We start from the raw sequence: 15,191 nt of genomic DNA, 5'->3' as shown, positions 1-15,191 counted from the left end.
TCTTAACGCATTAATCCATTGATAAAAAGGTATTTAACGTTTCAATTTGCTTATCTTCAATTCCGTCAAATTCAAATGGAAGAGTTGGGATATCAGCAAGAGCTGCACGGTTACTTAATTCAATATCCTCGTTACCTGGAAGAATGTATGCATCAGCAACAAGCTCTTGAGCTGTATCAGATAGTAGGAAATCCATATACGCTTTGGCTGCATCAATGTTACTAGAGTCAGCTACAATACCTGCTGCGCGTGGACTAATTACTGTACCGCTTTCTGGATAATAAATATCAACAGGTTCGCCACTTTCTTTCGCTTTGTAGGTCATGTAATCAACGGCAGCGACTACAACGTCTTTATCTCCTGTGATCACGGCATCTAATGACTCCTTGTTTGCTCCGGCAATCAACAAATCATTGTCCATCCAGCCTTGGATGATGTCCCAGCCTTTCTCATCAGCATCGGTTAGGCCATAAAGAAAGTCGACCGCTGATCCAGAAGAAGTAGGATCAGGCATGGTTACACGGCCTTGCCATTCGGATTCAGCAAATTCATTCCAATCAGCATTTAGGGAATCCACTTGATTGGTGTTATAGGCAACACCAAGAGCAGAGGCACTATATCCGTAGTAATAATGATCGGAATCATTCCACTCGGGGTTCATACTATCGGCATTTTCCGGCTCATAAGGTTGTAATTTCTCTTCTGATTTCAAGCCTTCCATAGATGGAATGGATGCAAGAACAACAACATCAGCGATGGGATTATTGGATTCTGCTTCTAAGCGAGAGAGAATTTTTCCTGTGGTACTTTGGAACATCTCGACCTTAATGCCTGTCTCTTCTTCAAACGCTTCTTGAATATTTTCAGCTAGTCCTTCTGGGCCCGCAGAGTATACAGTTAAGGTCTCTGGTGTTGCAGGTGTTTCAGATGATGTTGTCTCGGTTTTAGTATTTGTTGTGTTTTCAGTCGCACCAGCATCAGCTCCACAAGCACCTAGTAGTAAGATAGATGCCGAAACACCTGCGACGGTTAATAGATTCATTTTTTTCATGATTATGCCTCCCGTTTCATTAGTGAATGTATGTGATTTTCCTCTATATAAAGCTTGATTGTAGATCCCTCTTGATGGGGTTTGTTGTCATAAAACTTCCACAGCTGTTCATGCGTATTAACAAAAATGACGTAACGATCTCCTTCATACATACTTTTTACGACAACTCCAGAGCGGAGGGTCGTGTGTTTACGCGGATGCATCGACACGTTCTCTGGGCGAATCATTTTTTCTTGGCCCTCTAGCCAATTCGTTTTGCCAATAAAGTTTGCAACAAACGAATTAGCAGGCGTGTGATAAATGTCTTCGGGTGAGCCGGTTTGAACAACCTCTCCTGAATCCATCACAATCATGCTGTCAGACATAGCCATGGCCTCTGTCTGATCGTGTGTAACAAAGATCCCTTGTGCTCCAATTGATTGAACGATCGTTAGAATCTCTTCGCGCATTTGATCCCGCAAGACAGCATCCAGTGCACTAAGTGCTTCATCGAAGAGAATGAGCTTTGGCTGAACGGCGATGGCTCGAGCCAACGCAACACGCTGTTGCTGGCCACCAGACAAATCACCGGGCTTCATGTTCGCTTTTGCTTCCAGCTTCACTTTTGTTAGAGCCTCACGTGCCAAATCGGCTCGTTCACTCCTTGATACTTTTCCGCGAAGACCGAATGCAATATTCTCAAAGACACTCATGTGTGGCCACAATCCAAAATCCTGAAACACCATCGCAATCTCTCGTTTGTTTGGTTTAACGTTAATCTTCTTTTCCTTTGAAAAAATCACCCGGTCATCAAAATAGATGTCTCCAGCTGTTGGTTCCGATAGCCCTGCTAGCATTTTCAATAAAGTAGTTTTCCCACAACCAGATTGACCGAGTATCGTGACAAAGGTGTCTTTAATGGTGAGATTGATTGGTTTCACAGCTTGTACCTGACCAAATGTCTTCTCAATGCCTTCTAAGCGAATGATCATGTTACCCTCTCCTCGTTTTTCTCTTCGTCTCTAAGTGTAGGGAATTAGTATTTAGAAAGGATTAACGAACTGTTAACAATTCGTTAAAAAGAATCTGATAAGATCAACCTATCGTTAGAATTTATCTAAAGTACTTCAGGAGGATAAAGTGAATCTACAAAAATTACACGTCTTTCTCTCATTAGTTGAAACAAGAAAAATGACCCAAACAGCAAAGAGCCTAGGACTATCAACGCCGACTGTTTCCTTTCACATTAAATCGCTGGAAGACGACTATGGGGTGAAGCTTTTTCGGACAAATGCAGGAGGGTACAGACTAACGGATGTCGGAGAAATGCTCTATCACTATGCGAAGCAGCTTAGTCAAGTGAATCATGCGTTAATCAAAAGCGTGGAAGATTACAAAAATGGAGAGCACGGATCCATCAATCTAGGAGCAAGTGGCGTACCAGCTCAATTATTTATGCCAAAGCTGATTCATCAGCTGGCTGAGCGTTACCCGAGGATCAAAGTTTCACTAGACGTACAAACTGCCCCGGAAATAGAAAAAAGACTCCTTTTACAGGAGCTTGATTGTGGTCTATTAATGGAAACAGGAAAGAAAGAAGAAGAGCTAGTATATGAACCCATCACCAGTGACAAAATCGTATTAGCCTATAGCCGATCACACCCATTCGCGAGTGCACCTTCTTTTGAAAAGGTAGACCTCTCCGAGCAAATATTGCTTGTGCACAGACTCTCAAGCTCAACTGGTCATTTCTCAGAATCATGGCTTAGAGAACAAACGCTACAGATGGAGATGATTCAACTAGATTCAGTCTCCACGATCATTAAGATGCTATCGTACGGAAAAGCAGTAGCACTAATCTCTAAAAAACTAATCGAAAATGAAGACCATCTAGCCTACATTGAGTTCGAAAAAAAAGAGCTCGAACGTCAGATTTATTTTGTGTATCACCGAAATCTTTGGATGGGAGCACCTTTTAGGCATTTTCAGGGATTGGTGGAAGGGTTGAAGGAAGTACAAGTAAATAGGGTGTGATCACACTTAAGGGGGGAGTAACTCGAAATGGTTTGAGTTAATAGATCCTTTTTTGATGCAGTTGTTTATTATCCCTCTAGTCGTCATTGGATTGGGTATTCTAGTATCTATCCCTTACTAGAAGAGTACTTGTTGCGCCTTTCATTACTTTATTGTTAAACATTTTATATGAAACATGGTATATGAACCGTAATTATCCTCAGACCAATAATCAAAAGATACCTAAAACACATAATGAGTAAGAACAAGCGCCATAAGCTTCCCTAGAAACAATGCTGCAAGCAGTTTCTTATAGGGTGGCTTTTTGGTTTTTTTTATAGCTTCATTTTCATGAGGGTGCATAATAATCACTCCTACTTTTTAAGTTTTTTATACCTTAAGTAATCTTAATAAAACCACTTTTTGTTAAATGAACCCTATAAAGTTAAAAGAAAGCGCCCCCAAAAAATTTATGTGTCCGATCGGCTCACACACCATTCACAAAGGGTGTGAGCTATCCGATAGATAGTTATAATAGTTATAATACTATGTCTGACTAAAGTAGACAGAATGATTTGATAAATTAAAGATAGGGGAAAACATCACATGAACAACATCAGGCGTCGTAACAATTTTTCATTTCTGGAGACTTCTTTAAAAACAAAGCTCATTCTCTCCTTTTTACTCATTTTGATAGTACCTAGTCTTATGATTGCCAGCATATCTTTTTTTAGTGCTAGTCAAAACGTAGATCAGCAGCTTGAGAGTGCAGCTGAAGAGAGTCTGGCCATTATTGATCATACAATTGATAATTTTATAATGACTCAACAGGAGAACATACACTATCTAGCTGATACTAGTGATGTGTCTACCTTTTTGGAGGGAGATGCGCCAGGTCAACGAGTTTTATTAGATGATTTTCAGGACTCTAGATCTAACGTAGAACTAACATTTGTGGGGACAGAGGAAGGTCATTTTATGCAGTCACCAGTCAATCCACCAGCAGATCCTGGATATGATCCTCGGGTACGTCCTTGGTATCAATTAGCACAAGAACAAAGCGGACAGATTGTCATTACGCCACCTTATGTATCCGCTTCTACTGACTCGGTCGTAACAACGATTGCAAAGACAACAGAGGATGGACTTGGAGTGGCGGGAATTGATATTACGTTAAATGCCATTACAGATATGCTTTCTACAATTACGATCGGTAATGAGGGTTTTGTCTTTTTACTTGATGCAGAGAACCATTATATCTCTCACCCTACTGAAACGATTGGAGAATTGGCGAGTGAGGAGTTTCTTACTTTTCAAGAGACTGAAAAGGGCAGACTTGGATATACGTACAATGGTGATGCTACAACGCTAAACTATGTGACGAATGCAGAAACAGGCTGGAAGATTGTTGCTGTTTCTTTAGATAAAGAGGTTGGGGAAGCCACGCATCCTATTCTTGTCACGTCAGCAATTGTTACCTTAGCTTCTATTCTAATTGGAATGGTCATCGTAATTCTGCTATTACGTTCAATTACTAGACCATTAGAAAAATTAACGTCGTCAGCTGAACGAATGAGCGAGGGAGACTTAAGTGTGACGTTTGAAGCGTCTTCCAATCAAAAGAATGAAATCAATCGGTTAAGTGGCGCGTTTGAGACAATGAGGCATTCATTATCGACGATGATTTCCCATGTGCAGGATAAATCTCAGTACGTTGCATCTTCATCAGAGGAGCTCGCTGCAAGTGCGGACGAAAATACAAAAGCAACAGAGCAAATATCTGAGGATGTACAAGAGATGGCTCAAAAAGTAGATAGACAGAAGGATCTTATTCATCGAGGAAATATGGCGACGGAAAAGATGAAAGAAAGTGTCTCATCCGTCACTCAACGATCACAAACTGTACTGAAAAATACAATTCAAGCGACACACGCTGTTGAGGATGGACATACAGCCATTTCGAGTAGTATTCAGCAAATGCACCAAGTAAAACAAACTGTTGAAGAGCTCTCAACAAGTGTGACGGGTCTTGGACATAGAGCCACAGAAGTCAATAAAGTCATAGATGAAATAACCGGTATAGCAGAACAAACCAATCTATTAGCCCTAAATGCAGCAATTGAAGCCGCTCGAGCGGGTGAGCAAGGAAAAGGCTTTGCTGTTGTGGCAGAGCAAGTTCGAAAACTTGCTGAACAATCAGCAGAGTCTACTAAAGTGATTAAAACGATCCTTCACTCTATTCAACAAGAAACAAATCAGACCACTCACAAAATGCAGGAAAGTACGGAGCAAGTTCAAAAAGGAATTGAAGTAGTAAATAACGCAGGAGATACTTTTAGTGTGGTCAAACAATTTATACAAAGCGTATCTCAAGAAGTGAATGACGTATACGAAGAAACAAAGCATTTAGATTCAGGAACAAATCAATTCATTAAGACATTCGAAGAAATTGCAACCATTGCGGAGTTAACAGCAGCAAACTCAGAAAACGTGACAGCCTCAACTGAAGAACAACTTGCATCTATGCAAGAAATATCCGCATCAGTCACCATTCTATCTAACTTAGCAGAAGAATTACAGGAATTGGCCCTTCAATTTGAACTGAATAAAGAGTAAGGATTGAATCAGTATCAAGAAAAACACACTTCGCATAGCTGGAGTGTGTTTTTCTTTTATTATCTAGATTGTACCAGCGGAATCGTATCATTTGCGAAAGGTAATAGATACGAGTCTATGAGTCTCTCCTTTTCAATTTTTTCATCATTAGTGTGCTGTTTATTTTACTTCCCTTTTTAATGAAGAGGCAGTGCGATGGGTCAAATATGTTTCTCTGGCTGTTGGAATACTCATCATCTTTCTTTCAGTAGCTATCTTACTTAGTGAAGATGGACAGGGATTGCCGAGGTTATTTATTTAACAGTTATTAGGATAAAATCAATCCGCCACCCAGCAAGCGGGTGGCGGATTGAAAGAGGGTATTCTTAATCATCTGTAGTCGTTTTCTTAAAGCAAATATATACAAAAATTGCAGAAGCCAATACCCAGATGGAGATAATCCCAAGTGGTAGCCATGAATTGGTATCATGGGCTTCTATGGCTTGGATGATAGGAATGTACTCAATAATGGTAGCGGCGATTTCGTTATTAACAAAGAAATCTAAGTTTAAAAGCATTGGTGTAAAACCGAACAAAAACATAATCGGCATAAGGTACACGTACGTTGAAGCTACGCTTTTAGCAATCAGTCCAACTCCAATACCAAGCAAGAGAAAGAATATAAATAGTAAGAGGACTCCAATGATGGCCTTAACGTTTAGTAACGGTTCTAATCCTGTAATCATTAGTGAGATAGCAAGAGCTACAAACGTGACAATGGTGGTAACTAGACTTTTTCCAATAATGATATCGATAAAAGAAGCGGGAGATTGGATTAAACCACGTAATGTTTTCTTCTCATTTTCTTCAGCCATCATGGTCAGGATCATACCAGACGTTACGGCTGAAAATGTAATTCCAACAATCATATAAATCAGAAAGACTAGTGCTTCACCGTCACTGTCACCTACCTGGCTATAAAGCAAAGCCATAAAAATAGGGAGGGCGGCCGTGATGAGCAACACCGTATTTTTCATAAAATCCTTATAATCCTTTTCAAAAATAGCAGCTATACGTTGAGTGTTCATTAGATTAGCTCCTTTCCTGTAACTTTTAAGAAGATTTGACCAAGGGTCGGGTTATCCGTGTGTATGAATTTAATTTGGTTGTTGGTCATTAATTCGTTAATTTGACCTGCATTCTCTGGCTTATTTTGAATAACTAATTGTTCACCATTGACGGTTTCTACATGAAACGCATGTGTAGAGTATTTGAATCGAAGGGCAGAGGGACTGTCTACCTCCTGCAGCTCACCATTGTGAAGAAAAGCAACGCGATCACATAACTCTGTGGCTTCCTCCATATTATGAGTGGTTAAAAAGATGGTGGTTCCGGCTTCGTTTAATCTCTGCAACGCACGGTGGATATGTACAATGTTACCTGGGTCTAGGGCTGATGTAGGTTCGTCTAAAAAAACGAGATCTGGCTTGTGGATGAGTGCCTTCGCTAACAATACGCGTTGTTTCATCCCTTTGGATAATTTCGAGACGGTTTGAGACCGTGCATCCTGTAGATTGACTTCTTTAAGGATAACGTCTATTTGCTTAACGGGTGCATCATATAATTTGCAAAATAATTTTAAATTGTCATACACAGTCAGTCGATCGTACAAGGAGCTGTTATCAGATAAGATACCAATTTTTGATTTGAACTCTGAAGTCCCAAACTTTGTTGCATCCATTCCAAGCACTTTCACGTCACCAGAAGTTGCTGATAACTCCCCCGTCAAAATTTTATTCGTGGTTGTTTTTCCAGATCCACTTGGACCAAGTAAGCCAAAAACTTCTCCTTTTTTAATCGTAAGAGTGACATCCTTAATGGCCGTCTGCGATCCAAATACTTTTTTCATTCCGGTTACTTCGATTGCATTTGTCATTTGATTACCTCCATCGGTTGATTGCTTTCATCATAGCCTGTAGGAGTTTGTGAAGCAGTCGATTTCAACCGAAATGTACCCAATTAAGAGTGAACGGTACCAAACATATATTAAAAAATGACGAAAATAAGCTTAATGTACCAACTGTTTACGCTGAACTGTACCTATTTTAGGCTGAATTTCTCCTGGATCTCTTGGATTTTGGTTCGAGACAATGGAATGGTTGATTGTACGCTGTTATCGATTCTTAGCGAGTAGGCATTTTTTGACCATGTAATGATCTCCCGTACTTTTTGCAGGTTCACAATGTAAGAACGATGGCATCGATAGAATCCATAGACATTTAATTTTTGCTCAATTTCTGCGAGCGTTGAATCCATAAGATAGGACTCATCATTAATGACAATTTTTCCTTTTCCATCTTCGCTTTCTATGTAATCAATCTCAAGCGGATCAAATAAAATAATTTTGTCATCGACCTTCGCTGGAATTTTGAATAAATGATCAAATGTAGTAGAAGGAGGTGTCTCCTCTTCTACAATCTCCTCATTCTCCTCAGCAATCTCGATTTTATTTAGACCGTTTTTCTGAAGTTTATATGGGACGTCCCCAAGTAATAAAGCATGTTCCATATTAGATACTAGAATGAGTACAGAGATGGGCTGATCTTTCATTTTATCGAGCATTTTGATAAAGGTCTGAGTTGTCTTAATATCAACGCCGTGAATGGGCTCGATAAAAACCATTGAGTTTGGCGCGCTCATAAAGTACTTGGCAAAATACACTCGACGCATTTCCGAATCAGAGCATGTATGTAGTGGTTTGTTTGCGCAGCTATGTAGTTCAAACTGCACCAGAATTTCGGGCAGTGTTGTTTGATGTCCGAACCATTTATGAAAGAAAGCAACATTATCCTGGACTGTAAGACGCGTGTATAAGCCGTCTTTTTGATCGAACATAGGAATACTGGTATTTGCGTGGAGGTTCTTGGCCAGCTCAGTTTGCATTTCTGTATCGCTGTAAACGGTCGTCACACACGAATCGCTGATAGTAAGAGAAAATGCTGGAAGCGACTCAAAGTTGATATTCTCTTGATCAATGGTGAAAGTGGCCATGATGTTACTCCTTTTTTGACGAATAGAATGGTAGTACAATTATAAGGTTACAATATTAATCACTTCTGTCAATTACTTTTAATACAAGGGCCAAAGAGCTTAGTCCTTTACTTGTAATTACTATCGATTACTTGAACCTATGGATAGCCTACGATATAGTCTAACGAGGATACGCATTATGGTTCTTTCTTTGTAAAAGGTATCTGTTTCCTTGATTGCTTAAATACTTATTAAAAGGGGTTTATCCATGTCTATCTTAATTGGGGTGTTAGGGATATTAGTCTTTTTAGGACTAGCTTTTCTACTATCTAACAGAAAGAAAGCGATCAATTATAAGTCCGTGGGCATCATGCTAGGCATGCAGTTTATCATTGCCTTACTAATGTTCAGAACAGACGTAGGTCTTTTTATCATAGAGACGATTTCAGGAGGCTTTGCTACCGTTATTTCTTATGGAAATGAAGGGGTAAACTTTGTTCTTGGTGATTTGATGGTTGTTGAGGGAGGATCGGTCTTTTTCCTCGATGTCTTAATGATTATTATTTTCACGTCCGCCTTACTATCGATTTTGACGTATACAGGTGTCTTACCAATTGCTATCAAATATGTAGGTGGTTTGATGGCTAAGATTACAGGGTTGCCCAAGGTAGAAACCTTTAATGCTGTAAACAGCGTCTTTTTTGGTCAATCTGAAGCGCTACTCGCTATCAAAAGTCAGCTACCAACGATGACCAAAAACCGTGTATTCATTGTTACCACATCAGCCATGGCATCAGTATCCGCCTCTATTATCGGCGCATACTTCACCATGCTTGAGCCTCGGTATGTGCTCGTGGCGATGCTATTAAATATGTTTAATGGGTTGATTGTCGCTTCAATTATTGCACCTGTAGAAAAAAATGAAGTGGATGAACAAGTGGAAGTAGATACTAAGGTATTGCGCGACCAATCAGGTTCCTCGTTATTTGATGCCATCAGTCGTGGGGCACTCGATGGCGGGAAAGTGGCATTAATCGTTGCCGCGATGTTAGTGGCATTTATCGGCTTGATTGCGATGCTAAACGGTTTGTTTGCAGCGACAATTGGTCTGACATTGCAGGAGCTGTTGGGCTACATATTCGCACCGTTTGCATGGTTAATGGGCATTCCAGCTGTTGACTTATTACAAGCAGGGAACCTTATGGGAACCAAGCTAGTTGCCAATGAATTTGTTGCTATGCTAGATTTTGTAGACATGGATTTAACCTCTAGAGCGACCGGTATTATTTCTGTGTTCCTTACATCGTTTGCTGCCGTTGGATCTGTAGGTATTGTTGCAGGAACAGCACAAGCCATTAACGATAAAACAGGTAAGCAGGTAGCTTCCTTTGGTCTAAAGCTCTTAGCTGCGGCCACTTTGGTTAGTTTGTTGTCAGGTACAGTAGTAGGGTTGTTTATTTAAATAAGAGATATAAGAGAGAAATGCGGTGCTTTATGGCCGCATTTTTTTATTGGGCTAACGTGTACTTATTTACAGATAATAGGGTTAAAACTCAATTATAGGGTATTGGTTTACAGTAACAGAGCATCGAGGGGGAGATTTTTTGAAGTATTTTTGTTTATTAGTCATATGTTCAATCTTCATCGTGGGATGTAGTCAGGAAAAAAGTGTAGAGGAATTAGAAGAGGAGTATTCGATTGAGCTACAGGTTCAGGATATAGGAGAACGCGATCCTGAGCGTATTGCTCAATTTGATCAAGCTCAAGTTGAAGGATTGCTTAATCACATGAATGCGTTCTCGCAAAGTGAGCATGGGCTATCGTCTGATTATGAAATAGAGTCGCATACAAATGGTGATGAAAATCAAATCTATAGAATTCATTTATTGGACTTAGTAGATGAGATTGAAGGCAGCCAATATGATTTAACAAGGTCAATGACATTCGAGCTACTTCACAATGATAGCCAGTTTGAACCTAAAGAAATATCTTCAGGGTTTAATGGCGGAGGAGGAGTTGAATGGGTAACAAACGTAGACCCCATCGTTGATCTCTCAGAAAATCAAGCAAAAATTGAAATAATGGGAGAGTGGGAAGGGACGTTTCTATACAATGGGGATCTGGTTACATTTAACGAACCAAATACATGGTATCTGATGTTACGTTCAAGTGATTTGCCGAAGTATGAGGCTCCATAAAAAAAGCACAGACTTATGTCTATGCTTCATCTATTTTTAATTGATATGCCCTCACGTTAATTCCATCATCGGCGGGCTCGAAATCAAACTTTGGTATGCGTTCAAATCCAAATCCCTCATAGAGTCGAATCGCATCCGTCATAAATTCTCCGGTATGCAGTCCGATTGCTTGAAAGCCTTTTGCTTTTGAGCGATGTATACACTCTTTAACAAGTGAAGAGGCTATGCCTTGGCCTTGAGTTTCTTTTGAGACAGCTAGCATACGAATTTCAGGATAATCTAACTCGTCGATGAATTCATAGGCACTCGTTTTAGCTGGAAAGAGGACGACACTTCCTACCAAAGTTTCATTTAGGATGGCAACAATCAACTCAACGCCTTCTTGTTCAGCTGAATTTGAAGAAAGCGTTTGTTCTAACGCCTTCCAATGATCCTCTGGTAGTTTATCCTTATATACGCGGTAAGCTTCAATCCGTTGCTCCTTAATGGAAGGATACATTTCCCTTGATGCATCTTGAATCTCTAGTTTTACCATGCTGTGATCATCTACCAATCTTTTGAGTATTAGTGAATGAGAAACTTTTCTACCTGCCCGCTAAATGCCTCGCGATGGTGCTCTGAATTCCAAACAGTTAGGTCAGGACCTTTTGGTAAAATGGTTGGTTCTGTTTTGTCCGGTGAAATTGTAATCGACAAGTGGTAATGTCTCTTAATTGCATCAAAATCTGTAGTATCGCCAAATCCACCTGTTTGATAAAGGTCGCGTACATAACCCCATAGATGTTCGTATTCACGAATGAGGTTCCGATTGGTATTAAAGGCTGTATAGTAAGCAGCATCAAAACGGACGAGAGTGCTGTAGAGCCTGACATCTGAATCAGTAATGAAGTCTCCATGCAAAAATCTCTGACTCGCGAGGCGCTTTTCGAATTCATCCAATCTATTAAACAACGTCTCATAAGCAGCCTCATACGACTCCTGTGAGTGCGCAAAACCACATTTATATACACCATTGTTCACTTCATTAAAAATAATATCGTTGAGTGCATCGATCTCTTCACGCAGAGGCTCGGGATACAAATCTGGAGCGTTTTCCTTATGGAGTGGCCTCCAATCCGTTTCTAGATAATTGGTGAGCCTAAAGTAATCATTGTTTACAACCTTCTTAGACGGTATATCTACAATGGCTGGTACGGTCGGTCGGCCAGAATAATCCGAATCAGAGTTCTGATAGATTTCACTAATGTAGCGGGCTCCAAGCACAGGATCTACTCCATCTGTATCTAAGGAAAACTCCCAATCCACACGCCCAATTCTCGGCCGCATAGGACTGACCATTCCTAAACTAATTGCATCATCTAATCCAAGTATCTTACGCACAATCACCGAGCGATGCGCCCACGGACAAGCGGCAGACCAAAGTAAACGGTACCGACCAGCTTCGACTGGCAGTTCATCAGACTTGTCTCCAAAAGGAGTAGTAAACTGATTGACTTGACGCTTAAAGGACCCATCCTTACTAATTTCTGCTGGTTTTTGTTGACCCATTGATAAAACATCCTTCCTAGTAAAAGTCGAGTTATCTTTATACTCATCATAACAGATTTGATTAGTAGAGATTAAATTTTAGAATTGCTTTTTGAATTTTATTATATGGGGGCCTTATCAAGAGGATTTAATATGGAACCAAGAAGGATAAAAATTGAGCAAGAGGTAGAGGGAGTTACCAAGAAAGATCGTCGTCCTATCAAGACGAATTCAGCTATTAACAAGGAGCAAAGGCGGATAGTCAGAACTACAGATCTTCTATCAAGAAGAAGGTCAACTTTAGTAACGGAGATACTCTATCATTTATGCAGGAGCCTATAGTCTAGTAGTTATGCCATCAAAAACAGCTACCAAATGTAATAGGTAGCTGTTTTTCCTCATTTCTTGCTATATCCCTGTAAACGCCCCATCCACCACAAAGTCAGACCCTGTAGTAAAGGAGCTGGCATCTCCTGCGAGATAAACGGCAATAGCTTGCAGCTCTTCTGGTTTTCCGATACGACCAAGGGGCGACATGCTTTCCCATTCTTTAATTAAGGGCTTAAGGTCAGGTGAATTCAGCGTTAATTCTGTACCAATGTATCCTGGGCTTATTGTATTCACGCGAATTCCTTTTTTGGCCCATTCAATGGCGAGTGATTTGCTTAATTGGATGACGCCTGCTTTTGATGCGTTATAAGAGACCTGAGGCTGCGGAAAGTTAACGATGTGAGCGGACATGGATGCAGTGTTGATAATAGATCCGCTGCCTTGTTTAAGCATGACTTTGCCTACTGCTTGAGAGGTGAGGAACACACCTGTGAGGTTAATGTCTATGACTTTTTGCCATTGCTCTAAAGTCATGTCTTCAGCTGGAACATTGATGCAAATACCGGCGTTATTAAAGGCAATGTCAATGGTGCCGAATTGCTCAACTATAGTGTCAATCATCTGATTCACGTCATCGGCTTTAGTAACATCGGTCTCAACGGCTATCGTATGGACACCAGTTGCTTTCTTAATTGAGGAAGCAGCCTGTTTAGCCTCATTTAGATCAAGATCAACAATAGCAACATCTGCGCCAGCTTCTGCTAAGGCTGTAGCAATGCTTTTCCCTATTCCTCTAGCGCCTCCTGTCACATAGGCCTTTTTTCCAGTTAGTTTAAATTTATCTATAATGCTCACTTGATTCACTCCTCATTTTGTTTACTGACGTTAAGCGTTTACAGATGTGTATAACCTTTTTATAAAAAAATAAGCCTAAAAGTTTTTACCTAGACCTAAAGGTAAAAAACGGATGATCATACAATTTAAAGTTTAGTTTCTAGAAGGTTGGTGAATAGGGTGTTAGAAGGAAAAATAATGTAGGGGGAATGTTACTATGAAAAAAGCAGCAGTACTGACCATATCAGGTGCCGTCTTTTTGGCTGCCTGTAGTAATGAAGAGCCAATGCAATCAGAAACAGCGGATGCTAGTGAAGAAGTCGAACAAAATGATATGAATCAGGATGATACTGAATCCACAGATGAAGAACCACCATCACCTGAAGAGATCGTAGAACAAGCAATTGCTTTTTACGATGATCTACATAGTCTTTATCTGGTTGCTGAAGGAGAAAATCATATGGATCTAGATGCTGAGCAGGAAAATGTACCAGAGGGTAATATCTCTATGTTTATAAGAGAAGAACAGTGGAATTTTATTGAAGATGGAAAGCTATATACGAGGTTAGAAATGGAATCCTATTCAGAAGGGGATGAGGATGGCGAGTCATTCTCAGAAGAAATGCCAAACAGTATCCAATTTAGTGACTTAGATGATCCGGCCTTTACGATCACCTATGATGAAGGCGACGATGAAGCAATTCGCTATGAACCGGGAGTTGATCCTGAGCAAGCGGACTTAACAGATTGGGCTAGCCCGTACGAAAACATGCTCGAGAATGCAGAGCTAACGTACATTGGGGAAGAGGAAGTAAATGGATACCAAACTTATCATATCGAATCAGATCTGGATGGTGAGGTAACAGAGTACTGGTTTGACCAAGAAACATATTATGAGATTATGATGGAACGAGCGACATCAGCTGATGAGGAGCATTCTGCTGGAGATCTCGATAGTAGTAATGGAGTGATTGACTTTGAAGTGAACCCAGACTTCGATGAATCCTTATTCCAAGCTCCAGACGATATTGAGGTTGTAGATGGGGAGCTTGAGGATACGATCGGCAGTTAAAATGGCTCTTTACTAAAAAAAACGGATATGACTTAAAGACCTGTATGTTTTTTTAGAAGCACATTCTGTTGTAAAAGAGGGTAAGTAGATGATTCGGAATATATTCTTATACTTAGCTGTATTTGGGATTGTTTATCTTATAGGTTCTCAATTTCTTTAATCTTCTAGTGGTTATGAACAATAGTCAGTGTGAGTGATTTAATAAAATTTTTTTTTGAATTAGTGATCCGCCCATTCAATGTTCTCGTTACCTAAGTAGATTAACCACATTGAAAAGGGGAGAACAAATCATGTTTAAAAAATTCACAGCCGTTGCACTTGGTGCAGCACTCGTAGTACCATCATTTGCACAAGCCGCAGACGGAGGAGAAAGCCAATTCTCAGGAGCGTCTGATTTACGAGCCGATCTTGATCATCTACTTTCGGAGCACTTTGTTCTAGCCGTTTCATCCATGCAAAAAGCATATGATGAATCACCAGATTGGGAAGAAGTCGAATGGGCACTTGATGAAAATGTTCAGGACATGGGGACAGCCCTTGAGCCCTTATATGGTGAAGAAGG

The 15,191-nt window shown here is 40.3% G+C and carries 13 protein-coding genes and 1 pseudogene; 6 read left to right on the top strand and 8 right to left on the bottom strand.

Features of this window, described 5'->3' with window-relative positions; genetic code table 11:
* Window positions 1–10 precede the first annotated feature (10 nt).
* Both J2S05_RS18855 and J2S05_RS18850 read right to left on the bottom strand, forming a co-directional pair.
* Entirely contained in the window at window positions 11–1,051 is a 1,041-nt protein-coding gene (locus J2S05_RS18855) for an ABC transporter substrate-binding protein (RefSeq protein WP_306985585.1), read from the bottom strand.
* A 2-nt stretch (window positions 1,052–1,053) separates the two neighbouring features.
* Window positions 1,054–2,022, bottom strand: coding sequence for an ABC transporter ATP-binding protein (locus tag J2S05_RS18850; RefSeq protein ID WP_306985583.1), 969 nt, complete (start codon window positions 2,020–2,022; stop codon window positions 1,054–1,056).
* Between the two features lie 148 nt (window positions 2,023–2,170).
* Between J2S05_RS18850 and J2S05_RS18845 the strand changes: the two genes are divergently transcribed.
* Both J2S05_RS18845 and J2S05_RS18840 read left to right on the top strand, forming a co-directional pair.
* Window positions 2,171–3,064 (top strand): LysR family transcriptional regulator, encoded by an 894-nt coding sequence (locus J2S05_RS18845; RefSeq protein WP_306985581.1) that lies wholly within the window; start codon window positions 2,171–2,173, stop codon window positions 3,062–3,064.
* Between the two features lie 585 nt (window positions 3,065–3,649).
* The gene (locus tag J2S05_RS18840; RefSeq protein WP_306985579.1) at window positions 3,650–5,659 is read left to right on the top strand and encodes a methyl-accepting chemotaxis protein; all 2,010 of its coding nucleotides are present in this window, start codon (window positions 3,650–3,652) and stop codon (window positions 5,657–5,659) included.
* A 365-nt stretch (window positions 5,660–6,024) separates the two neighbouring features.
* On the opposite strand, the gene J2S05_RS18835 is transcribed toward J2S05_RS18840, so the two are convergent.
* The 3 genes from J2S05_RS18835 to J2S05_RS18825 form a co-directional block, all read right to left on the bottom strand.
* Window positions 6,025–6,726 (bottom strand): ABC transporter permease, encoded by a 702-nt coding sequence (locus tag J2S05_RS18835; protein ID WP_306985577.1) that lies wholly within the window; start codon window positions 6,724–6,726, stop codon window positions 6,025–6,027.
* On the bottom strand, window positions 6,726–7,574 hold the full coding sequence (locus J2S05_RS18830; RefSeq protein WP_306985576.1) for an ABC transporter ATP-binding protein: 849 nt from the start codon (window positions 7,572–7,574) through the stop codon (window positions 6,726–6,728). The genes J2S05_RS18835 and J2S05_RS18830 overlap by 1 nt, the downstream gene beginning before the upstream one ends.
* A gap of 164 nt (window positions 7,575–7,738) precedes the next feature.
* The gene (locus tag J2S05_RS18825) at window positions 7,739–8,689 is read right to left on the bottom strand and encodes a response regulator transcription factor (protein WP_306985574.1); all 951 of its coding nucleotides are present in this window, start codon (window positions 8,687–8,689) and stop codon (window positions 7,739–7,741) included.
* 247 nt (window positions 8,690–8,936) lie between these two features.
* On the opposite strand from J2S05_RS18825, the gene J2S05_RS18820 reads away from it, so the two are divergent.
* Window positions 8,937–10,130, top strand: a complete 1,194-nt coding sequence (locus J2S05_RS18820) for a NupC/NupG family nucleoside CNT transporter (protein WP_306985572.1) — start codon at window positions 8,937–8,939, stop codon at window positions 10,128–10,130.
* 142 nt (window positions 10,131–10,272) lie between these two features.
* Window positions 10,273–10,866, top strand: a complete 594-nt coding sequence (locus J2S05_RS18815) for a hypothetical protein (protein WP_306985570.1) — start codon at window positions 10,273–10,275, stop codon at window positions 10,864–10,866.
* A 19-nt stretch (window positions 10,867–10,885) separates the two neighbouring features.
* On the opposite strand, the gene J2S05_RS18810 is transcribed toward J2S05_RS18815, so the two are convergent.
* The 3 genes from J2S05_RS18810 to J2S05_RS18800 all read right to left on the bottom strand — a co-directional run bounded on the left by J2S05_RS18810 (window position 10,886) and on the right by J2S05_RS18800 (window position 13,578).
* Window positions 10,886–11,401 carry a GNAT family N-acetyltransferase gene (locus tag J2S05_RS18810; protein WP_306985569.1) on the bottom strand — a complete coding sequence of 172 codons (516 nt, stop codon included), beginning with the start codon at window positions 11,399–11,401 and terminating at the stop codon, window positions 10,886–10,888.
* Window positions 11,402–11,430: 29 nt separating this feature from the next.
* Window positions 11,431–12,414: a glutathione S-transferase family protein gene (locus J2S05_RS18805; protein WP_306985567.1), complete on the bottom strand. Its 984-nt coding sequence runs from the start codon at window positions 12,412–12,414 to the stop codon at window positions 11,431–11,433.
* A gap of 387 nt (window positions 12,415–12,801) precedes the next feature.
* Window positions 12,802–13,578, bottom strand: a complete 777-nt coding sequence (locus J2S05_RS18800) for an SDR family oxidoreductase (RefSeq protein WP_306985565.1) — start codon at window positions 13,576–13,578, stop codon at window positions 12,802–12,804.
* A 196-nt stretch (window positions 13,579–13,774) separates the two neighbouring features.
* Between J2S05_RS18800 and J2S05_RS18795 the strand changes: the two genes are divergently transcribed.
* The gene (locus J2S05_RS18795; protein ID WP_306985562.1) at window positions 13,775–14,629 is read left to right on the top strand and encodes a hypothetical protein; all 855 of its coding nucleotides are present in this window, start codon (window positions 13,775–13,777) and stop codon (window positions 14,627–14,629) included.
* 290 nt (window positions 14,630–14,919) lie between these two features.
* A pseudogene (locus tag J2S05_RS18790) lies at window positions 14,920–15,191 on the top strand (copper amine oxidase); the annotation flags it as partial.

The organism is Alkalicoccobacillus murimartini (genome assembly GCF_030813245.1).
Lineage (GTDB): Bacteria > Bacillota > Bacilli > Bacillales > Bacillaceae_D > Alkalicoccobacillus > Alkalicoccobacillus murimartini.
This window is presented reverse-complemented; position numbering and strand designations above follow the sequence as displayed.

Coding starts and splice junctions, on each gene's coding strand:
- J2S05_RS18855 (WP_306985585.1), bottom strand. CDS start 1,051: ATGAAAAAAATGAATCTATTAACCGTCGCAGGTGTTTCGGCATCTATC.
- J2S05_RS18850 (WP_306985583.1), bottom strand. CDS start 2,022: ATGATCATTCGCTTAGAAGGCATTGAGAAGACATTTGGTCAGGTACAA.
- J2S05_RS18840 (WP_306985579.1), top strand. CDS start 3,650: ATGAACAACATCAGGCGTCGTAACAATTTTTCATTTCTGGAGACTTCT.
- J2S05_RS18835 (WP_306985577.1), bottom strand. CDS start 6,726: ATGAACACTCAACGTATAGCTGCTATTTTTGAAAAGGATTATAAGGAT.
- J2S05_RS18830 (WP_306985576.1), bottom strand. CDS start 7,574: ATGACAAATGCAATCGAAGTAACCGGAATGAAAAAAGTATTTGGATCG.
- J2S05_RS18825 (WP_306985574.1), bottom strand. CDS start 8,689: ATGGCCACTTTCACCATTGATCAAGAGAATATCAACTTTGAGTCGCTT.
- J2S05_RS18820 (WP_306985572.1), top strand. CDS start 8,937: ATGTCTATCTTAATTGGGGTGTTAGGGATATTAGTCTTTTTAGGACTA.
- J2S05_RS18810 (WP_306985569.1), bottom strand. CDS start 11,401: ATGGTAAAACTAGAGATTCAAGATGCATCAAGGGAAATGTATCCTTCC.
- J2S05_RS18805 (WP_306985567.1), bottom strand. CDS start 12,414: ATGGGTCAACAAAAACCAGCAGAAATTAGTAAGGATGGGTCCTTTAAG.
- J2S05_RS18795 (WP_306985562.1), top strand. CDS start 13,775: ATGAAAAAAGCAGCAGTACTGACCATATCAGGTGCCGTCTTTTTGGCT.